Annotated in this window: 19 protein-coding genes; 8 read left to right on the plus strand and 11 right to left on the minus strand. The window is 74.4% G+C overall.

What is annotated here, in order from left to right:
* Positions 1-73: 73 nt before the first annotated feature.
* Complete coding sequence (locus FXF65_RS09305) at positions 74-1,570, plus strand: serine/threonine-protein kinase (protein WP_148349293.1); 1,497 nt, start codon at positions 74-76, stop codon at positions 1,568-1,570.
* 10 nt (positions 1,571-1,580) lie between these two features.
* Here FXF65_RS09305 and mshC read toward each other — a convergent pair whose 3' ends face one another.
* The 7 genes from mshC to FXF65_RS09340 form a co-directional block, all read right to left on the minus strand.
* Entirely contained in the window at positions 1,581-2,810 is a 1,230-nt protein-coding gene (gene mshC / locus FXF65_RS09310) for a cysteine--1-D-myo-inosityl 2-amino-2-deoxy-alpha-D-glucopyranoside ligase (RefSeq protein ID WP_148349294.1), read from the minus strand.
* A gap of 80 nt (positions 2,811-2,890) precedes the next feature.
* Positions 2,891-3,835, minus strand: a complete 945-nt coding sequence (locus tag FXF65_RS09315; protein WP_148349295.1) for an ABC transporter permease — start codon at positions 3,833-3,835, stop codon at positions 2,891-2,893.
* Positions 3,836-3,843: 8 nt separating this feature from the next.
* Positions 3,844-4,827, minus strand: coding sequence for an ABC transporter permease (locus FXF65_RS09320; protein WP_148349296.1), 984 nt, complete (start codon positions 4,825-4,827; stop codon positions 3,844-3,846).
* A gap of 116 nt (positions 4,828-4,943) precedes the next feature.
* Positions 4,944-5,708 carry an NRDE family protein gene (locus tag FXF65_RS09325; protein WP_148349297.1) on the minus strand — a complete coding sequence of 255 codons (765 nt, stop codon included), beginning with the start codon at positions 5,706-5,708 and terminating at the stop codon, positions 4,944-4,946.
* Positions 5,709-5,950: 242 nt separating this feature from the next.
* Positions 5,951-6,742, minus strand: coding sequence for an SCO1664 family protein (locus FXF65_RS09330; protein ID WP_148349298.1), 792 nt, complete (start codon positions 6,740-6,742; stop codon positions 5,951-5,953).
* A 53-nt stretch (positions 6,743-6,795) separates the two neighbouring features.
* On the minus strand, positions 6,796-7,344 hold the full coding sequence (locus tag FXF65_RS09335; protein ID WP_148349299.1) for a DUF3090 domain-containing protein: 549 nt from the start codon (positions 7,342-7,344) through the stop codon (positions 6,796-6,798).
* A 10-nt stretch (positions 7,345-7,354) separates the two neighbouring features.
* Positions 7,355-8,068 (minus strand): histidine phosphatase family protein, encoded by a 714-nt coding sequence (locus FXF65_RS09340; RefSeq protein ID WP_148349300.1) that lies wholly within the window; start codon positions 8,066-8,068, stop codon positions 7,355-7,357.
* Positions 8,069-8,132: 64 nt separating this feature from the next.
* On the opposite strand from FXF65_RS09340, the gene corA reads away from it, so the two are divergent.
* Positions 8,133-9,113 carry a magnesium/cobalt transporter CorA gene (gene corA, locus FXF65_RS09345; RefSeq protein WP_187412184.1) on the plus strand — a complete coding sequence of 327 codons (981 nt, stop codon included), beginning with the start codon at positions 8,133-8,135 and terminating at the stop codon, positions 9,111-9,113.
* Here the strand turns inward: corA and FXF65_RS09350 are convergent.
* Entirely contained in the window at positions 9,110-9,742 is a 633-nt protein-coding gene (locus FXF65_RS09350) for a hypothetical protein (protein ID WP_148349302.1), read from the minus strand. The two genes, corA and FXF65_RS09350, sit on opposite strands and share 4 nt — an antisense overlap.
* A 69-nt stretch (positions 9,743-9,811) precedes the next feature.
* Between FXF65_RS09350 and FXF65_RS09355 the strand changes: the two genes are divergently transcribed.
* From FXF65_RS09355 to FXF65_RS09365, 3 genes are all read left to right on the plus strand, one after another.
* Complete coding sequence (locus tag FXF65_RS09355; protein ID WP_148349303.1) at positions 9,812-10,765, plus strand: aldo/keto reductase; 954 nt, start codon at positions 9,812-9,814, stop codon at positions 10,763-10,765.
* Complete coding sequence (locus tag FXF65_RS09360; protein ID WP_246198445.1) at positions 10,762-12,663, plus strand: helix-hairpin-helix domain-containing protein; 1,902 nt, start codon at positions 10,762-10,764, stop codon at positions 12,661-12,663. The genes FXF65_RS09355 and FXF65_RS09360 overlap by 4 nt, the downstream gene beginning before the upstream one ends.
* 159 nt (positions 12,664-12,822) lie before the next feature.
* A complete protein-coding gene (locus FXF65_RS09365) occupies positions 12,823-13,455 on the plus strand; it encodes a hypothetical protein (RefSeq protein ID WP_148349304.1) in 633 nt (210 codons plus the stop codon).
* Positions 13,456-13,553: 98 nt separating this feature from the next.
* Here FXF65_RS09365 and fabI read toward each other — a convergent pair whose 3' ends face one another.
* Together fabI and FXF65_RS09375 are read right to left on the minus strand one after the other, a co-directional pair.
* Positions 13,554-14,342 carry an enoyl-ACP reductase FabI gene (gene fabI, locus FXF65_RS09370; protein WP_148349305.1) on the minus strand — a complete coding sequence of 263 codons (789 nt, stop codon included), beginning with the start codon at positions 14,340-14,342 and terminating at the stop codon, positions 13,554-13,556.
* Positions 14,343-14,365: 23 nt separating this feature from the next.
* The gene (locus FXF65_RS09375) at positions 14,366-15,070 is read right to left on the minus strand and encodes a beta-ketoacyl-ACP reductase (RefSeq protein WP_148349306.1); all 705 of its coding nucleotides are present in this window, start codon (positions 15,068-15,070) and stop codon (positions 14,366-14,368) included.
* 218 nt (positions 15,071-15,288) lie between these two features.
* Here FXF65_RS09375 and FXF65_RS09380 point away from each other — a divergent pair, with 218 nt between their 5' ends.
* Positions 15,289-16,788 carry a TldD/PmbA family protein gene (locus tag FXF65_RS09380; RefSeq protein ID WP_222868450.1) on the plus strand — a complete coding sequence of 500 codons (1,500 nt, stop codon included), beginning with the start codon at positions 15,289-15,291 and terminating at the stop codon, positions 16,786-16,788.
* A 5-nt stretch (positions 16,789-16,793) separates the two neighbouring features.
* On the plus strand, positions 16,794-18,167 hold the full coding sequence (locus FXF65_RS09385; RefSeq protein WP_148349497.1) for a metallopeptidase TldD-related protein: 1,374 nt from the start codon (positions 16,794-16,796) through the stop codon (positions 18,165-18,167).
* 100 nt (positions 18,168-18,267) lie between these two features.
* Here the strand turns inward: FXF65_RS09385 and FXF65_RS09390 are convergent, their stop codons facing one another.
* Positions 18,268-18,480 carry a dodecin gene (locus tag FXF65_RS09390; RefSeq protein ID WP_148349308.1) on the minus strand — a complete coding sequence of 71 codons (213 nt, stop codon included), beginning with the start codon at positions 18,478-18,480 and terminating at the stop codon, positions 18,268-18,270.
* Positions 18,481-18,548: 68 nt separating this feature from the next.
* Here FXF65_RS09390 and FXF65_RS09395 point away from each other — a divergent pair, with 68 nt between their 5' ends.
* Positions 18,549-18,896 carry a DUF3099 domain-containing protein gene (locus FXF65_RS09395; protein ID WP_246198446.1) on the plus strand — a complete coding sequence of 116 codons (348 nt, stop codon included), beginning with the start codon at positions 18,549-18,551 and terminating at the stop codon, positions 18,894-18,896.
* Positions 18,897-19,022 lie beyond the last annotated feature (126 nt).

The raw sequence follows: 19,022 nt of genomic DNA on the forward strand, positions 1-19,022 counted from the left end.
GGGCCTACCCTGACGGGTCACGCCAGACCAGGACGAGCCACGCCAGCACGACGGGAACGGGGAGGAAGCGCCGGTGCCGGACGCACAGCCGCTGCGTGCGCACGACCCGCCGCGGCTCGGCCGCTACCGGCTGCTCGGGCGGCTCGGCTCGGGCGCGCAGGGCACCGTCTACCTGGGCGAGGACGCGGACGGCGGGCACGTCGCGGTCAAGCTGCTGCGGGTCCAGTTCGACGACGACGCCACCGCGCGGGCCCGGTTCGTCCGGGAGGCGGAGGTCGCGAAGCAGGTCGCCCGGTTCTGCACCGCCCAGTTCCTGGACGCCGAGGTCGCCGGCGACACCCCGTACCTGGTCAGCGAGTACGTCCCGGGCGAAGCGCTGAACCGGGCCGTGGCCAGGGACGGGCCGCTCGTCGGCGGCGCCCTCGACCGGCTCGCCGTCAGCACCGCGAGCGCGCTCACCGCCATCCACCGCGCCGGGGTCGTGCACCGCGACCTGAAGCCGCACAACGTCCTGCTCGGCCCGGACGGCCCCCGTGTGATCGACTTCGGGCTGTCGCGGGTGCTGGACGCGGCGAGCGCCGTCAGCAGCCGCGCCGTCGGCACCCCCGCCTACATGGCGCCCGAGCAGGTGTCGGGGGAGGACGTCGGCGCCGCCGTCGACGTGTTCGCGTGGGGCGCGACGATCACGTTCGCGGCGACGGGCCGCCCGCCGTTCGGGTCCGACTCCATCCCGGCGGTGATGTACCGGGTGCTGCACCACGAGCCCGACCTCGGCGGCCTGGACGGCGAGCTGCGCGAACTGGTCGGCGCGTCCCTCGCCAAGGACCCGGCGGCGCGGCCGACGGCGGCGCAGCTCCTGCTGCGGCTCGTCGGACACGAGGACGCCTTCGACACGACCGCCGCGGCGGCCCCGCCCGCGCCGCAGCCGCCGCCTCCCCCGCTGGAGGACGGCGGCGGCTCGGACACGCTGCCGCCCGCGCCCACCGAGACCTCCCCGGACACCGCGCGCGACGGCTCCGGCGGGGCGCAACGCCGCAAGTGGGGGCGCGCGGTCGTCGCCGCCGTCGCCGCGTTCGCCGCCGCCGCCCTGGCCGGAGCGGCCGGATACATGCTGCTGGACCGTCCGCCCGACGCCCCCGCCGAGGCGGGCGGGCCGCAGGGCGAGGAGCGGGTGACCGTCCCCGGTACCGCCACGACGTCGAGACCCTCGTCGGCGCGGCCGAGTCCCGGCCGGTCCACGACGACCTCGCCGTCACGGCCGAGCCCGAGCGGAGGGACGCGCCCCGGCGGCGGGGGCGAGACCGGGCGGCCGCCGCCGTCGTCCGACCCGCCGCCGAAGCCGGTCGTGCTCGGCTCCCCCGACCCGGACCGCTACTGCGGGGCGCGCGACCGGAACGCCGTCTACCGGGTCGGCAAGTGGTACTGCGTGCCGCGGAACGGCGACATCGGCGTCGACACCCCGATCACGATGACGACGGTGTGCGCGTCGCAGTACGCGCCCGACGCGGAGGCGCGGCTGCGCGGCGACGCCGCCACCCCGTCCGACTGGGACTGCTACGTCCTGAAATGACCCGCCGGGGCTAGAGCGCGACGCCGAGGAGCGCGTCGACGACGGCCCTGACCTGCGACGGCGCCGCCTCGTCGGACCCGACGGCGGCGGCCCAGGCGTCGACGGCGGCGAGCGCGGCCGGGGCGTCCAGGTCGTCGGCGAGCCCGGCGCGGACGGCGTCGGCGACGGGTGCGGCGGACGGCCCGGACGCCCTGCTCACAGCGGAGCGCCACCGGTCGAGCCGCGCGGCCGCCTCGTCGAGTCCCTCGTCCGTCCATTCCCAGTCGGCGCGGTAGTGGTGCGCGAGGAGCGCCAGCCGGATCGCCATCGGGTCGGTGCCGGACTTGCGCAGCTTCGACACGAACACGAGGTTCCCGCGCGACTTGGACATCTTCTCGCCGTCCAGCCCGACCATGCCCGCGTGGACGTAGGCGCGGGCGTGCGGGCGCTCGCCGGTGGCGACCTGGGCGTGGGACGCGCTCATCTCGTGGTGCGGGAACGCCAGGTCGGAGCCGCCGCCCTCCACGTCGAACGCCATCCCGAGGTACTCGATGGAGATCGCCGAGCACTCCACGTGCCAGCCGGGGCGGCCCTCCCCGAACGGCGACTCCCAGCCGGGCTCGCCGGGGCGCCGCGCCATCCACAGCATCGGGTCGAGCGGGTCGCGCTTGCCGTCCCGGTCCGGGTCGCCGCCGCGCTCGGCGGACAGCGGCGCCATCTCGTCCCGGGTGAGGCGGCTGACCTGCCCGAACGACGGGTCGGACGCGACGGGGAAGTACACGTCGCCGGCGACCTCGTAGGCGGCGTCCCGGCCGCGCAGCTTCTCGATCATCTCGACGATCAGCGGGATCGCCTCGACCGCGCCGACGTAGTGGTCCGGCGGCAGGACGCGCAGCGCCGTCATGTCGTCGCGGAAGAGCTGGATCTCCCGGTCGGCGAGGGCGCGCCAGTCCTGCCCGGTGTCGCGGGCACGTTCCAGGAGGGGGTCGTCGACGTCGGTGGCGTTCTGGACGTAGTGAACGCCGTGCCCGAGGTCCCGCCAGAAGCGGTTCACGAGATCGAACGCCAGATAGGTGTTCGCGTGGCCGAGGTGCGTCGCGTCGTAGGGGGTGATCCCGCATACGTACATGCGGGCGGTCGGGCCGGGCGTCGTGGGCCGGGTCGTCCCCGTTCCGGTGTCGTGGAGGCTGAGCGGCCTGGCCGCCGCTGGCAGCCCCGACGCGGGGAGGCTGGGGACTTCGGGTGCCGACCACGATCGCATATCGAAAGCTTAGCCATGCTCTCTCAGCGGGTTCGCGGCGAGATCGCACCAAGCGCCGCATAGTGCCCGGCGTGCCGGGTTCAGCCGGACCGGACGCGCGGGTCGAGGACGGAGTACCCGATGTCCACCAGCAGGTTCGCGGCGATCACGAACAGCGTCACGGTCAGCGTCACCCCGATGATCACCGGGGTGTCGCCCGCCGCGATGGACTGGTAGACGAGCTGGCCGACGCCCTGCAGCCCGAACACCTTCTCGGTGACGACGGTGGACCCGACGAGCGCGCCGAGGTCGACGCCGAACTGGGTGACGACCGGGGTCAGCGCCGCCCGCAGCCCGTGCCGCAGGACGACCCGCCGCTCCGGCAGCCCCTTGGCGCGGGCGGTGCGGACGTAGTCCTCGGCGAGGACGTCCAGCATCGCGCCGCGGGTGAGGCGGGTGTAGGTCGCGAGCATCAGCAGCGCCAGCGCGATCCACGGCAGCGTCATCCGGCGCAGGAAGTGCTCCTGCATCGGCGGCCCCGCCTCGAAAAGGTGGACGCCGGCCTGGTCGAGTCCCGTCGCGAACGCGTAGAGCAGCACGAGCGCCAGCACGAACGGCGGCGTGGACAGCCCGACCAGCACGAACAGGGTGGCGGCCCGGTCCCACAGGGTGCGCGCCCGGGTGGCGCTCAGCACGCCGAGCGCGACGCCGCCCGCGGACCACAGGCACGCCGCGCCGCCGACGAGCCACAGCGTCGTCGGGAGCCGCTCGGCGATCAGCGCGGACACCGGCGTCCCGTTGACGTAGGAGTCGCCGAGGTCGCCGCGCAGCAGCCGCTCGGCGAACCGCCAGTACTGGACGAGGACGGGCCGGTCCAGCCCGAGGCTTCCGCGGATCCGGGCGAGGGTCTCGGCGGTGGCCCGCGGCCCGCCGATCACCCGCTCCACCGGGACGGGCGACACGTGCAGGAACACGAACACCAGGGTGGACACGAGCCACAGCACGGTGACCGAGTACAGCAGGCGGCGGAGGACGTGGCGCGGCACCGCCCCGGTCACCTCCCGCGCCGGGCCCGGCCGCCCGGGCCGAGCGCGTCGCGGATCCCGTCGCCGATCAGGTTGAACGACAGCGTGGTCAGCAGCAGCAGCGTCCCGGGGACGGCGAGCAGCCACCACGCCGTGCGGAACACGTCGCCGCCCTCGCCGAGCATCGACCCGAGGCTCGGCATCGGGGGCCGCACGCCCGCGCCGAGGAACGACAGCGTCGCCTCGAACCCGATCGCCGCCGGGATCTGCAGCGAGGTCAGCACGGTGACCTGCGCGGCCAGGTTCGGCAGGACGTCCGCCAGCATGATCCGCGCGTTGGACGACCCGGCCGCGCGGGCCGCGTCGATGAACTCCCGCCGCCGCAGCGCGAGCACCTGCCCGCGGATCACCCGGCCGAACGCCGCGAACGAGAAGAACGCGATCACCAGGGTCGTCATGACGAGCCCCGCGCCCGCGGAGGACACCTGGAACGTCGTCGCCAGCGTGATCGCAACGAGCAGGTAGGGCAGCGCGAGCGTCATGTCCATCAACCGGGCGAGAAGGGTGTCGGTGAGGCCGCCGGCGAATCCCGCGAGCGTCCCGGCGAGCGTCCCCGCGACCGACGCGAGCAGTGCCGCGCAGACCCCGACGACCAGGGAGATCCGGGTGCCGTAGGCGGCGCGGACGAGGACGTCGCGGCCGAGCTGGTCGGCGCCGAGCGGGAACTCCGCGCCGGGCCCGCGCGGCTGCCCGTCGACGTCGAGCCCGGTGGCCGGGAACGTGGCGTCGTAGGGGTGCCCGGTCAGGTGCGCCCACAGCGGCGCGAGCAGCGCGAACACCCCGACGGCGAACAGGACGGCGAGGGCGGCGACGGCGGCCCGGTCGCGGCGGAACCGCGTCCAGGCGATCTGCACCGGGGTGCGCCCCCGCACCGGCGGCGGCGCGGCGCCCCGTTCCGGCGACCGCGGTAAGACGGGGAGGACGTCGCCCTGCCCCCGTGCCCCACCTGCCATCCGCCGCACTCCCCGTCTGCCGATGACCGGGCGGTCCCCCCGCCCCACGAAGATCGCGATGAGTAGCAAACCTAGCACCGAGCGTCACACGCCCGTGCCCAGTCGGCGGAAAACGGCTACAGCACGCGCGTCCAGGCCCCGGCGTCACCGGGCGCGGCGGAGAAGTCGTACCGCAGGCCGTCCCGCCGAAGAGCCACGAGACTGACGGAGGTGGTCCCCCAAACCCGCCCGTCCCCCAGGTCGAGCAGCGGAAGCAGCGCCCGGTGATCAGCCCGGGGCAGCCCACCCCCGTTCACAAACGGCAGCCACTCCCCCCAAGCCGCTTCCACGCCCTCCTCGAACCCGGGCGAAGGCCGAACGGCCGCAGTCAACCGAGGCCGAAAATGATCAAGCCGCGCGGCCATGTAGGCGTCCTCGGTGGCCCCTTCGAGCTGCCCTTCCCCTTCGAGCCCGCTGTTGACGATCATGTGGAGCCCGGCCCCCAGCTCCCGCTCGCTCACCTCGACCCCGTCCCAACTCCACAACCGAACCCGCCCGGGCTCGGCCACCAAGAGATGGAACGGATCGAACCCCCGAAGATCGAGCTCCCCCAACTTCCCCTCGGAAGCAAGACGCAACGGCAACTCGCCCCGCGAGACCCGAACCGCCTCATCAGCCATTCGCCCCCGCCCATTGAGCACGGTCGCGACCCGAGGCACCCCAGGCTCCACAGCGAGCCACGTCCCCCCGGCCCGCAGATCCCGCCCACCGACAACCGAAGGCCGATCCCCCCAGTAAGCCCCCGGAGCCTCCCAAGACCGAGCAACGAACTCGTCCCGAACCCCCACAACCAGGACAGGAACCACAGACCCCGGATCAACATGAACGATCGCCGTACACATCCCCCAATTCCAACACCAGCGACATTTCCCCAACCGCCCGGGTCCCGCTGAGTTGGACGGAAACCTCAGCCGGGGGTCACGGGGTGGGCGGCCGGAGGCGCCCCAGCGCCGGAGGCCGCCCACCCCGCCGACGCAGGCGACCGCAGCGACGCAAGGATCACCCGCACAGGCACAAAAGACAGAACCAGCGACGTGAGGATCGCCTGCGTCGCCCGGGGGGCGTGGGGGGTCGCCCCCCCACACTAGAGGGGAGGCCAGGGAATGGCCGGCCAGTCCTCGGGCGGGTACGGGTGGATCCGGTGCTTGAGCATCAGCTCGACGCGCCGCCGGGTGGCGTCGACCTCGGCGGGGGTGAGGAGTTCGGAGAGGCGGGCGGCGAGGGGTCCGCCGCGCAGGGCGGCGTGGACGCGGCCGAGCGCGTCGAGTGCCTCGGGGGTGAGCGGCTTGCCGCGCCACTGCCACAGGACGGTTCTGAGCTTGTACTCGACGGAGAAGCACACGCCGTGGTCGCAGCCGTAGACGTGCCCGTCGCCGGGGGGCAGCAGGTGGCCGATCTTGCGGTCGGCGTTGTTGACGACGGCGTCGAAGACGGCCATGCGTCGGATGGCGTCGTCGTCGGAGCGGGACAGGCCGACGAGGTCGATGTCGGGGTCGGGCTCGACCCAGAGCTGGACCATTCCGGGCCCGTAGGGGCCGTCGCGGTGGACGGTCGGCGGGACGGTCCCCCAGCCCATGGTCTTGGACACCTCGTAGGCGGCGACCTCCCGCTCGGCGAGGGTGCCGTCGGGGAAGTCCCAGAGGGGGCGCTCGCCGGCGACGGGCTTGTAGACGCAGGCGGCGGTTCGCCCGTCGTGCTCGATGGAGCAGTACAGGGTGGCGTTGGACGCCTGGACGAGCCGCCCTTCGACGCTGATCCGCCCGGCGGACAGCAGCCCCTCGGCGGCGGCGACGTCCCGGGGGTGGACGGGGCGTTCGGACGCGCCCTGCCCGGCTGCGTCGCCGGCGGGGGCCCGGTCGCGGGAGGACTGCGTCATGGCCTCATTCTCCCGGCCGCGCCGTCCATGATCCAGCACAACGGGTCGTCATCTCAGCCGAGGTATCCGTTCTGCCGGGGGCACACGTGGCCCTCGGCGTCGAGGGGCAGGCCGCAGAGGGGGCAGGGCGGGCGCCCGGCGGCGACGACCTTCAGGGCGCGCTCGGCGAACGCGCGGGCCTGGGCGGCGCTGATCCGGACGCGGAGCACGGCGATGGCGGGGTCGTCCTCGCCGACCTCGGCCTCCTCCTCGGTCTCGGTGACCTCCTGCGCCTCGATGACGACCTGCTCGTCGTCGGGGTCCCAGGCGAGGGCCATGGTGCCGACCCGGAACTCCTCCTCGACGGGCTGGTCGAGCGGGCCGTCGTCGAGCAGCTCGGACGGCGTGACGGCGGGCACCGGGGCGTCGCCGCCGCTGCGCCGCAGCACTTCGTCCAGCAGCTCCTCCAGCCGTTCGGCCAGCAGCGTGACCTGGAACTTCTCCAGTCCGACGCTGGTGACCCGGCGGCCGGAGCGCGCCTGCAGGAAGAAGGCCCGGTCGCCGGGACGCCCGACGGCGCCGGCGACGAACCGCTCCGGCGGGTCGTAGGAGATGACGGGCATGACACCGACCCTACGCGCCGCCGCCGACGGGCGCGTCACCCGGCCCGAGTCCGGCTTTTCCGGCGCCCTCCCCCGGCGGTTCCGGAACGAGGGCGGCGACGTCGCCGCCGGTGTCGTTGACGCGGACGACGAACGGCCGCGTCTCGGTGTACCGGATGACGGTGAGCGACGCGGGGTCGGCCTGGATCCGCTGGAACTGGTCGAGGTGGAGGCCGAGGGCGTCCGCGACGACGGCCTTGATGATGTCGCCGTGGCTGCACACGGCGTAGAGGGCGTCGGGGCCGTGCTCGGCGGCGATCCGCCGGTTCCAGTCGCGGACGGCGGTGACGGCGCGGTGCTGCGCGCCGGCGAGCGACTCCCCGTCCTCGCCGGGGAACCGGACGGCGCTCGGGTGGGCCTGCACGACCCGCCACAGCGGCTCCTCGGCCAGCTCCTTGAGGGGGCGGCCGGTCCAGTCGCCGTAGCGGACCTCGCCGAACCGGTCGTCGGTCTCGACCTTCCCGGCGGGGCCGGTCCGGCCGGCGGCGACGGCCTCGGCGGTCTCGGCGCAGCGGTCGAGGGGGCTCGCGACGACGGCGGCGAGCGGCAGCGGCGCGAGGCGGGCGGCGAGGGCGCCGGCCTGCGCGCGGCCGCGCTCGTCGAGGCGGACGCCGGGCGTCCAGCCGGCCAGCACGGGGCCGGTCATCGCGGTCAGGCCGTGCCGCACCAGGAGAAGGGTGGTCACACCGGCCACTCTAAGAGATCACGGAACGTCCGGCACGGCCCGGGCGCGCCGCGGATGCGGGACAATGCGGGCTGTGATCGTGGACAAGGCCATCTACGCCGACGGGACCCGCCGCGACATCGAGGGCGACATCAGCGACGCGTTCGACCTCGCCCGCGAGGAGGGCGACTGCTTCGTCTGGATCGGGCTGTTCGAGCCCGACGAGGAGGAGTTCGAGCTGGTCAAGGACGAGCTCCAGCTGCATCCGCTGGCCGCCGAGGACGCCGTGTCCGCGCACCAGCGGCCGAAGCTGGAGCGCTACGACGACACGCTGTTCATCGTGCTGAAGACGCTGACCTACATCGACGAGACGTCCGACATCGAGGTCGGCGAGATCATGGTGTTCCTCGGCCCGGACTTCGTCGTCACCGTCCGGCACGGCGCGGGGAACCCGCTCGGGCCCGTCCGCAAGCGGCTGGAGGACTCCCCCGAGATGCTGATGCACGGCGCGACGAGCGTGCTGTACGCGGTGTGCGACGAGGTCGTCGACCGGTACGGCATCGTCGCGCACGAGGTCGAGGTCGACATCATCGGGCTGGAGAAGGCCGTGTTCGACCCGCACGCGCGCGACGTCACCGAGGACGTCTACTCCCTGAAGCGGGAGGTGCTGGAGTTCCGCGCCGCGGAGGACCCGCTGGTCCCGGTGCTGACGGAGATCGTGAAGGGGCGGGTCGCCGAGTGCGGCTCGACCCGGGAGTACTTCCGCGACGTCCTCGACCACCTGCTGCGCGTGGACGAGCAGGTCGACGCGCACAACGAGCTGCTGAACAGCGTCCTGACCGCGCATCTGGCGCTGCTCGGCAAGCGGCAGAACGAGGACATGCGGAAGATCTCCGCGTGGGCGGCGATCATCGCGGTGCCGACCGCGATCGCCGGGATCTACGGCATGAACTTCAACCAGATGCCGGAGCTGCACTGGAGGTACGGATACCCGCTGGTCATCGTGACGATGGCGGTGGCGTGCACGCTGCTGTTCCGCCGCCTCCGCAAGAGCGGCTGGCTCTAGTCCGCGGCGTCGTGCGGGACGTAATCGTGCGGGACGGGTTCGGCGAGCAGGGCGGCCCACAGGTGCGACTCGGCGCCCCGCGACTCCAGCCTGCGGCGCAGCCGCTCGACGCCGCCGCGGGTGGGCAGCGCCAGCCACAGCAGCAGCGGATACCCGAGGACGAACCCGGCGGCGAACACCAGTTCGCTCTTCCCGGCGATCGAGAGCGGCAGGCCGAGCACGATCACGGCCTCGGCGAGCGCGAACCGCGACAGCAACGCCTGCCGGAACAGCGCCAGCGCGGTGGCGGCGGAGCGGCCCTGGTCGTCCTCCGGCGCCATCGGGCGCGGCGTGCGCGGCCCGGCCAGCGCGGCGGCCGCGGCGGCGGCGACCAGCGGGGCGAACGGCCAGAGCGCCGGGTCGTCCGGGCCGCCGGCGACGATCAGCGGCGTGATCGCCAGGACCAGCACCGGCGCGGCGGCGAGGACGAGCATCAGCAGCCGCATCCGGCCGAGCTCGGTGCGGCCGCGCAGGGACGCGAGGTAGCCGGGGTCGTCGCCCGGCCCGGCGCCGAAGACGGGCGCCGCGGCGGGTCCGCCGCCGCCTTCCGGCGCGTCCGGGGAGTACTTCGAAAAGGGAGGTGGCGCCATGGTCGCGCACCCTAGCGCGGCGCCGGGCGGCGGCAACAGCCGTCCCGCGGACCGCTACATTTGCCGCCTATGAAGGAGCGTCACCTCGGGCGGAGCGGGCTGCTGGTGTCCCGGCTGGGCCTCGGCACCATGACCTGGGGCCAGGACACCGAGCCGGACGAGGCCGCGGCGCAGCTCGTCGCGTTCGCCGAGGCGGGGGGCACGCTCGTGGACACCGCCGACGTGTACAACGACGGCGACAGCGAGCGGATCCTCGGGCACCTGCTGCGCGAGCTGGTCGACCGGGACGGCCTCGTCGTCGCCACCAAGGCCGCGATCAGGCCGAACGGGCGCTACGACGGCTCCCGGCGGCACCTGCTCCGCGCCCTCGACGCCTCCCTGGACCGCATGGACCTCGACCACGTCGACCTGTGGCAGCTCCACGTCTACGACCCGGCGACGCCGCTGGAGGAGACGCTGTCCGCGCTGGACGAGGCCGTCTCCTCCGGCCGGACGCGCTACGTCGGCGTGTCGAACTACGCGGGCTGGCAGGTGGCGAAGGCCGCCGCGTGGCAGCGCGCCTGGCCGGGCCGCGCCCCGGTCGTGTCCGCGCAGCAGGAGTACTCGCTGCTGAGCCGCGACATCGAGCGGGAGGTGGTGCCCGCCGCGCTGGACGCCGGGGCCGGGCTGCTGCCGTGGTCGCCGCTCGGGCGGGGCGTCCTCACCGGCAAGTACCGCACCGGCATCCCCGCCGGGTCGCGCGCCGCCGCCGCGCACTACGCCGAGTTCGTCAAGCCGTACCTGGACGAGGAGTGCTCCCGCATCGTCGAGTCGGTGGTGACCGCCGCCGAGGGGCTCGGCCGCTCCCCGCTCGCCGTCGCGCTCGCCTGGGTCCGCGACCGGCCGGGCGTCGCCGCGCCGATCGTCGGGGCGCGCACCGCGGCGCAGCTCGGCGCGATACTGGAGAGCGAGGACCTCACGCTGCCGAACGAGATCCGGGCGGCGCTGGACGACGTCTCCGACACCGCGACGGGAAGCCCGTGACCGACACACCCCACCCCGCCCCTGAAACGGACGGTCCGTCCCATGCCGAGCGGGCGGCGCGCGCCGCCGAGGCGATGCGGGCCGCCGAGGCCGCCGCCGCTGCCGCGCCGGACAGAGCGCCGGAGGCGAAGCCGGAGGAGGGCCGCGCGCACACGCCCCAGAACGGCGCGACGGCGGCGCAGGACGACCTCCCCGCCCTGGCCGAGCTGTTCGCGGCGACGGGCGTGCCCGCGCCGCTCGCCGCCCGCGCCGCCGCCCGGCTCGGAGCGGGCGCCGCCGGACGGCTCCGCGACGACCCGTGGCGGCTGCTGCGCGTCCCCGGCGTCGCACCCCGGCAGGCCGACCACTTCGCCCGCGCCGTGCTCGGCGACGCCGCGCGGCCGGACGACCCGCGGCGCGGCCGCGCGCTCGTCCTGCACCTGCTGACGGAGGCGGCGCGCGGCGGGCACACGGTGACGCCCGTGGCGGACGTCGTGTCCGCGCTGGAGCGCGTGCGGGTCGGCGACCCGCGCCAGGCCGTCGAGGCGGCGCTGGACGAGGCGGACGTCCTCGCGCTCACCGAGGAGCCCGAGTTCGACGAGGAGTCCTTCGCCGAGGACGCCGAGCCGCCCGAGCCGGAGGAGACGCTCGGCCCGGCGCGGTGGGCGCTCGCGGAGGAGGCGGCGGCCGAGGGCTTCCAGCGGCTGACGCTCACCGCCGTCCCGCTGCTGGACGACGCGGCCCTCAAGGAGCTGCGCGACGGCCTGCCCGAGGACCGCTCCCTCGCGCTCACCGCCGCGCTGCGCACCGGGGTGAGCGTCCTGCGCGGCACGCCCGGCGACCTGGAGCGCGCCGTGCTCGGCGTCGCCGCCGCCGCGGCCGGTGAGGGCCTGCGGGTCGCGGTCGCGACGCCCACCGACCGCGCCGCCGCCGACCTCGAACAGGAGGCCGAGGGGGTGGCGGTGGCGAGCCTGCACCGGCTGCTGGAGCCGCGCGACGACCCGTCCGCCGCGCCCGGCGCCGTCGTCTACGGGCGCGGCGAGCGGGAGCCCTTCGACCTCGACCTGATCGTCGTCGCGGACGCGGCGGCGCTCGACGTGGAGCTGTGCGCCGTGCTGGTCGAGGCGTGCCCCGACGGCGCGCACCTGGTGCTCTGCGCGGAGCCCGGCGCGCCGCCGCCTACCGGTCCCGGGCGGCCGCTGGACGACCTTGAGTCGTCCGAGACCGTCCCGGTGGTGACGCTGGACGCGGCGCCGTCCGGCCCGCTGGGCGCGCTGACCGAGGCGGTCCGCGGCGGCGACCTCGTCGCGGTGGACGCCCCCGGACGCGAGGTCGTCATCGTCCCGGCGGAGAGCCCCGGCGAGGCCGTGCACCGGGCCGTGCAGCTCGTCACCGACTCGATCCCCCGGGCGCTCGGCATCCCGGCGGAGGACGTCCAGATCGTGACGCCCGCCGCGGGCGGCGACGCGGGCGCCGCCGCGCTGAACGCGGCGCTCAAGGCCCGGCTGAACCCCGGCCCCGGACGGTTCGCCGGGCTCGACCCTGGCGACCGCGTCGTCGTCGCAGCGCCGCTCCCCTGCGCACCGACCGGCGAGACCGGCGTCGTCACCGGCGGCGGACCGCACGGCCTCGACGTCGAGTTCCCCGGCGGCGCGGCCGTCGTCGCGCCCGCCGACGCGGCGCGGCTCCGGCACGGCTGGGCGGTGCCGGTCGCGCTGGCGCGCGGGACGCGGCGTCCCGGCGTCGTCGCCGTCCTGACGCCGGACGGCCTGTCCCGACCGCTGGTGGCCACGGCGTTCGGGCTGGCGCGGCGGCACCTGTCGATCGTGCAGGCGGCCGGGCCCGCGCTCGCCAGGGCCGTCCGCGAGGAGGACGCGCCCGCACGGCGCACCCGCCTCGCGAGACTCGTCGGGCGGTAACTGGTCGGGCGGTAACCCGTCGTGCGGCAACTCGTCGTGCGTTAGGACGCCCGAGGGTCGCGGCGGAGCAAAGAAACCGCCGTGCCTTGGTTTACTCACCCCCTCTTATGGGACACGATGTCAACAAGGGTGAGGGACGGCATCGGGTGGAGGACCACTATGCCCCAGCGGCTCGTTCGGCTCGGTTCGGCGTCGGCGGCGGTCTCCGCCGGAGCGATCGTCCTGGTCATCTCCGCGGGACCGGCCGACGCGGCCGCCGCGGAGATCTGCAAGAAGGGGACCGACCCGGCGAGCACGATCGAGAACTGGAAGTGCAACCTCGGCAACCTGCGCGAGGCGATCCTCCCGAAGAGCCCGGCGGCGCCGACGCCCGCCCCGACCAAGCCCGCCGGTCCCGCCCCGCAGAAGACCTCGAAGACCACGCCGCACAAGCTGCCCGCGCGGACGCCGCCCCGGCGGGCCGCGCCGCGCGGCGCTCCGGCTCCGTCCACGATGACCGACGCGCGCGGCCTGCGCCCCTACGGGGGCGCGGCGCCGCCGTCCAGATCGCTGGTCCCGCCCGGCGTGCCGCCGGGGGTCCTGCCGTCGCCGGAGGTCGCCGACCCGGACGTCTACCAGACGTCCGGCACGCCGCGGACCCGCCTCATCTCCCCCGTCGCCGCCACCGAGGGCGACACGGCCCGCACGCCGTGGGTCGCCGCGGCGGCCGGGGCCGCGGGAGCCGTCGCCGCGCTGCACCTCAGCGTCGCGGGCCGCACCCTCCGCCGCCGCGCCGTCCCAGGCCGCCGCTGACATCCCGGGAACGGCCGGTACCGGCGCGAAGACGAGAGGCCCCTCCCGCGCGGTGGGAGGGGCCTCTCCTCGCGTTCAGAGGCGCGAAGGACCGGGGGCTACATCGACGGGGCGCCGACCGAGTGCAGGCCGCCGTCCACGTGGACGATCTCGCCCGTCGTCGCCGGGAACCAGTCCGACAGCAGCGCCACGCACGCGCGCGCCGTCGGCTCGCTGTTCTTGAGGTCCCAGCCGAGGGGCGCCGCCTGCGCCCAGATGTCCGTCAGGCCCTCGAACCCGGGGATGCTCTTCGCCGCCATCGTGGCGAGCGGGCCCGCGGCGACGAGGTTCACCCGGATGCCCTGCGGCCCGAGGTACTTGGCGAGGTACCGGGAGCACGACTCGAGCCCGGCCTTCGCCACGCCCATCCAGTCGTACACCGGCCACGCCTTGGAGGCGTCGAAGTCGAGCCCGACGACGGACCCGCCGTCCTTCATCAGCGGCAGGCACGCCATCGTCAGCGACTTCAGCGAGTACGTCGACGCGTGCACGGCGGTCGCGACGTCCTCCCACGGCGTCTCCAGGAACGTGCCGCCGAGCGCGGTCTGCGGCGCGAACGCGATCGCGTGGACGACGCCGTCCAGGTGGTCGAAGCCGTGCTCGCGCAGGTTCCCGGCGAGCGCGCCGAGCTGCTCGGAGTCCGTCACGTCCAGCTCGATCACCGGGGGCGGCGAGTCCGGCCCGGACGGCAGCCGCTTCGCCGTCCGCTGCGTCAGCGTCGGCCGCGGGTAGGCGGTCAGCGCCACCTCCGCGCCCTGCTCCTGCGCGACCCGCGCGATGTGGAAGCCGATCGACGCGTCGGTGAGGACGCCGGTGACCAGGATCCGCTTGCCTTCGAGAATGCCCATGACCGTCAGTGCCCCATTCCCCGTCAGTGACCCATGCCGAGGCCGCCGTCCACCGGGATCACGGCCCCGGTGATGTAGGCGGCGTCCTCGCTCGCCACGAACCGCACCGCCTTCGCGATCTCCTCCGGCCGCGCGATCCGGCCGAGCGGCACCGCCGCGGTGATCGACTTCTGCTGGTCCTCGGTCAGGACCGCCGTCATGTCGGTGTCGACGAACCCGGGCGCGACCACGTTCACCGTGATGCCGCGCGAGCCGAGCTCGCGGGCGAGGGACCGGGCGAAGCCGACCAGGCCCGCCTTCGACGCGGCGTAGTTGGACTGCCCCGGCGAGCCCATCAGCCCCACGACCGAGGAGAGCAGGACGATCCGTCCCGACCGCTTGCGCATCATGCCCTTCACGCCGCGCTTCGCGACCCGGTACGCGCCGGTGAGGTTCGTGTCCAGGACGGACGTGAAGGTGTCCTCGCTCATGATGGCGAGGAGCGTGTCCTTGGTGATCCCGGCGTTGGCGACCAGCACCTCGACCGGGCCCTGCTCCGCCTCGACCTTCGCGAACGCGGCGTCGACGTCCTCGGCGCTGGTGACGTCGCACCGCACGCCGAACAGCCCCTCGGGGGGCTCGCCCGACCGGTAGGTGACGGCGACCGCGTCGCCCGCCGCGGCGAGCTCCCGGGCGATCGCGAGGCCGATGCCCCGGTTCCCCCCGGTCACGAGGACAGAGCGACTCATCACGACCCTCTCGTCTGCTGCACGTCTGTTGCTGCACGTCCGTGCGTTTCACCGACTGTTCCGCTGTGGCTGCGGGTCGACCCTAGCGGCACCGGGCGGCACTGCGGATGTACCGACCCGACAAGATCCGCGCACCCCGTTTGTTCGGCCTGACGCGCGGTCTCACCCGCATGTCCCGCACGGTATCCCGCAGGGGCGCGGCGGGTAGGTTGCCAAGGGTGCATGACATCGATCCAACCTTCCTCTCGCTGCCGCTCCGCGCGCTGGCGGACGCGGCCCTCGCCCGCGCCCGGGAGCTCGGCGCGGAGCACGCCGACTTCCGCCTAGAACGCATCCGCAGCCAGACCCTCAGGCTGCACGACGCCGCCCTGGAGACCGCCCTGGACGCCGACGACGTCGGCCTGTCGGTCCGGGTCGTCAAGGACGGCACATGGGGGTTCGCGGCGGGCATCGACCTCACCACGGACGGCGCGGCCCGCGTCGCCGCGCGGGCCGTGGAGGTCGCCGCCGTCGCGAAGGCCGTCAACCGCGAGCCGATCGAGCTGGCCCCCGAGCCCGTCCACGGCGAGCGGACGTGGGTGTCGGCGTACGAGACCGACCCGTTCACCGTCCCGACCGCCGACAAGGTCGCGCTGCTCGCCGACTGGAGCCGCCGCCTGCTCGGCGACGACCGCGTCGACCACGTCGACGCGACCCTCCTCCAGGTCAAGGAGAACAAGTTCTACGCCGACCTCGCCGGGACGGTCACGACGCAGCAGCGCGTCCGGCTGCACCCGGTGGTGAACGCCGTCGGCATCTCCGGCGGCCTGTTCGACACGATGCGGACGCTCGCGCCGCCCGCCGGGTACGGGTGGGAGTGGCTGTCCGGCGCGCACTGGGACTGGGACGGCGAGCTCGCCCGCATCCCCGAGCTGCTCGCCGAGAAGCTCGCCGCGCCGTCCGTGGAGCCGGGCGTGTACGACGTGGTGGTCGACCCGTCCAACCTGTGGCTGACGATCCACGAGTCGATCGGGCACGCCACCGAGCTGGACCGGGCGCTCGGCTACGAGGCCGCCTACGCGGGGACGTCGTTCGCCACGCCCGACAAGCTCGGGAACCTCCAGTACGGCTCGAAGGTCATGAACGTCACCGGCGACCGCACCGCCGAGCACGGCCTCGCGACGATCGGGTACGACGACGAGGGCGTCCAGGCGCAGGCGTTCGACATCATCGCCGAGGGCCGCTTCACCGGGTACCAGACCGACCGGCGGATCGCCCGCCTCACCGGCGCCGACCGGTCCAACGGGTGCGCGTTCGCGGACTCGGCGTCCAGCATGCCGATCCAGCGGATGGCGAACGTGTCGCTCAAGCCCGCCGAGGGCGGGCCGTCCACCGACGAGCTGATCTCCGGCGTCGAGCGCGGCGTCTACATCCTGGGCGACAAGAGCTGGTCGATCGACATGCAGCGGTACAACTTCCAGTTCACCGGGCAGCGCTTCTACCGGATCGAGAACGGGCGCCTCGCCGGGCAGCTCCGCGACGTCGCCTACCAGGCCACCACCACCGACTTCTGGAACTCGATGGAGGCGGTCGGCGGGCCGCAGACGTACGTGCTCGGCGGCGCGTTCAACTGCGGGAAGGGACAGCCGGGGCAGGTCGCGCCGGTCAGCCACGGGTGCCCGTCCGCGCTGTTCCGCGGCGTCAACATCCTCAACGCCCTGAAGGAGGCCGGACAGTGAGCACGATCAGGCCGCAGGACGCCGTCGAGCGGGCCCTGGCGCTGTCCCGCGCGGACGAGTGCGTCGTCATCGCCGACGAGGCGAGCACCGCGAACCTGCGGTGGGCCGGGAACACGCTCACCACCAACGGCGTCACCCGCTCCAACCGCCTCACCGTCATCGCGCTGCGGCACACCGCGGGCGGCGTCGCCGCGGGCGTCGTGTCCCGGTCGGCGGTCGGCGCCGACGGGATCGAGGACCTCGTCCGCGCCGCCGAGGCCGACGCCGCCGGCAACGAGCCCGCCGAGGACGCCGCCCCGCTCGTCACCGCCGCCGCGTCCGCGAACTGGGACGACGACCCCGCCGAGACCGGCATCGGCGTCTTCGAGGGCGTCGCGCCCGCGCTCGGCGAGGCGTTCGCCGCGGCGAGCGCCGCCGACCGGCGCCTGTACGGGTTCGCCAACCACGAGCTGACCTCGACGTTCGTCGGCAGCTCCGGCGGGCTGCGGCTGCGGCACGACCAGCCGACCGGGCTGCTGGAGCTGAACGCCAAGGGTTCGGGCGGCTCGGCGTGGACGGGCGTCGGCACCGCCGACTTCGCGGACGTGGACGTCCCCGCCCTCGCCGCCGACCTGTCCCGCCGCCTGGACTGGGGCGAGCGGCGCGTCGACCTGCCCGCGGGGCGGTACGAGACGATCCTGCCGCCGTCCGCCGTCGCCGACCTGATGATCTACCTGTACTGGTCGGCCGGCGCGCAGGACGCGCAGGACGGGCGCACCGTGTTCAGCGCGCCCGGCGGCGGCACCCGGGTGGGCGCGAAGCTCGCGGACCTGCCCGTCACGCTGTCCAGCGACCCGGCCGCGCCCGGCCTGGAGTGCGCCCCGTTCGTGATCGCGCACGCGTCCAGCCGCGATTCGTCGGTGTTCGACAACGGCCTCGCGCTCGGCCGCACCGACTGGATCGCGGACGGCACGCTCGCCGCGCTCACCCAGACCCGGCTCTCCGCCGAGCGCACCGGGCTGCCGCTCACCCCCGCCGTCGACAACCTGACGATGACCGGGCCGGACGGCGGCGCGTCGCTGGAGGACATGGTCGCCCGCACGGAGCGCGGGCTGCTGCTGACGTGCCTCTGGTACATCCGCGAGGTCGACTCGCAGAGTCTGCTGCTCACCGGCCTGACCCGCGACGGCGTGTACCTCGTCGAGAACGGCGAGGTCGTCGGCGCGGTGAACAACTTCCGGTTCAACGAGAGCCCGGTCGACCTGCTGTCCCGCCTCACCGAGGTCGGCTCGACTGGCCCGACGCTGCCGCGCGAGTGGTCGGACTACTTCACCCGCGCCGCGATGCCCGCCCTGCGCGTCCCCGACTTCAACATGTCGACGGTGTCACAGGCGTCCTGACGGCGCTCCCGCGGCCCGCCCCTGCCCCGTGGGCGCCGGGGCGGGCCGCGGGGCGCTCAGGCGCTCTCAGCGCCCCGCGCGGGGGTCGGGGGCGGGGCGGTCAGGTGTCCTCGAGGCGGAAGCCGACCTTGAGGGTCACCTGGAAGTGGGCGACCTCGCCGTCCTCGATGTGGCCGCGGACCTCCTTGACCTCGAACCAGTCCAGATGGCGGATCGTCTGCGAGGCCCGCCGGACCCCGTTGCGGATCGCGGTCTCGACGGACTCCGGCGAGGTCCCGACGATCTCCGTCACCCGGTACGTGCGATCGGTCATGACGTTCCTCCCATGTCTTGACCCGTACTCCTGTCGCCAGTCGGACGCCTTGGGCTTACCGTGGAAACGTGAGGGTCAATCACCACCATCACCGCGAGCCGGCGGTCTACACGGTCACCGACGCTCCCCGCCCCATGTCGGAGGACATCGGCCACCGCCAGCGCCGTTACCTGATGTCGATGGGGGTGCGGACCGGCTGCTTCGTCGGCGCGATCCTCGCCGCCGTGGCGGGCGCGCCCGTCTGGCTGGTGATCCTTCTCGTGGTCGGCGCGCTCCTGCTGCCCTACGTCGCGGTGATCGTCGCGAACGGCGGACGCGAGCCGACGGCCTCCGCGACCTTCGGCGAGGGCGCGGGACGGGACGAGGCGCGCGAACAGAAGCCGGTTTCCGGACAGCGACCGGAAATCGGGTCGTGACATTCTCTTGACTAACCGCGGGGGGTTTCGGTGTACGATTTGTACCGGCGCTCTGGTCCCCCGTCGGAGCGCCCGTGCCGGTGTTCCGGGCCCCCGTCGGAACACCGATGATGCGGCGCCGGGTGG

The sequence above is a fragment of the Actinomadura syzygii genome (assembly GCF_008085905.1).
Classification (GTDB): domain Bacteria; phylum Actinomycetota; class Actinomycetes; order Streptosporangiales; family Streptosporangiaceae; genus Spirillospora; species Spirillospora syzygii.

Bases quoted from the DNA above. Each gene is read 5' to 3' on its own strand.
- FXF65_RS09355 (WP_148349303.1), top strand. From the start codon at position 9,812: ATGAAGGAGCGTCACCTCGGGCGGAGCGGGCTGCTGGTGTCCCGGCTG.
- FXF65_RS09325 (WP_148349297.1), bottom strand. From the start codon at position 5,708: ATGTGTACGGCGATCGTTCATGTTGATCCGGGGTCTGTGGTTCCTGTC.
- corA (WP_187412184.1), top strand. From the start codon at position 8,133: ATGCGGGCTGTGATCGTGGACAAGGCCATCTACGCCGACGGGACCCGC.
- FXF65_RS09375 (WP_148349306.1), bottom strand. From the start codon at position 15,070: ATGAGTCGCTCTGTCCTCGTGACCGGGGGGAACCGGGGCATCGGCCTC.
- FXF65_RS09320 (WP_148349296.1), bottom strand. From the start codon at position 4,827: ATGGCAGGTGGGGCACGGGGGCAGGGCGACGTCCTCCCCGTCTTACCG.
- FXF65_RS09330 (WP_148349298.1), bottom strand. From the start codon at position 6,742: ATGACGCAGTCCTCCCGCGACCGGGCCCCCGCCGGCGACGCAGCCGGG.
- FXF65_RS09350 (WP_148349302.1), bottom strand. From the start codon at position 9,742: ATGGCGCCACCTCCCTTTTCGAAGTACTCCCCGGACGCGCCGGAAGGC.
- FXF65_RS09390 (WP_148349308.1), bottom strand. From the start codon at position 18,480: ATGACCGATCGCACGTACCGGGTGACGGAGATCGTCGGGACCTCGCCG.
- FXF65_RS09365 (WP_148349304.1), top strand. From the start codon at position 12,823: ATGCCCCAGCGGCTCGTTCGGCTCGGTTCGGCGTCGGCGGCGGTCTCC.
- FXF65_RS09335 (WP_148349299.1), bottom strand. From the start codon at position 7,344: ATGCCCGTCATCTCCTACGACCCGCCGGAGCGGTTCGTCGCCGGCGCC.
- fabI (WP_148349305.1), bottom strand. From the start codon at position 14,342: ATGGGCATTCTCGAAGGCAAGCGGATCCTGGTCACCGGCGTCCTCACC.
- mshC (WP_148349294.1), bottom strand. From the start codon at position 2,810: ATGCGATCGTGGTCGGCACCCGAAGTCCCCAGCCTCCCCGCGTCGGGG.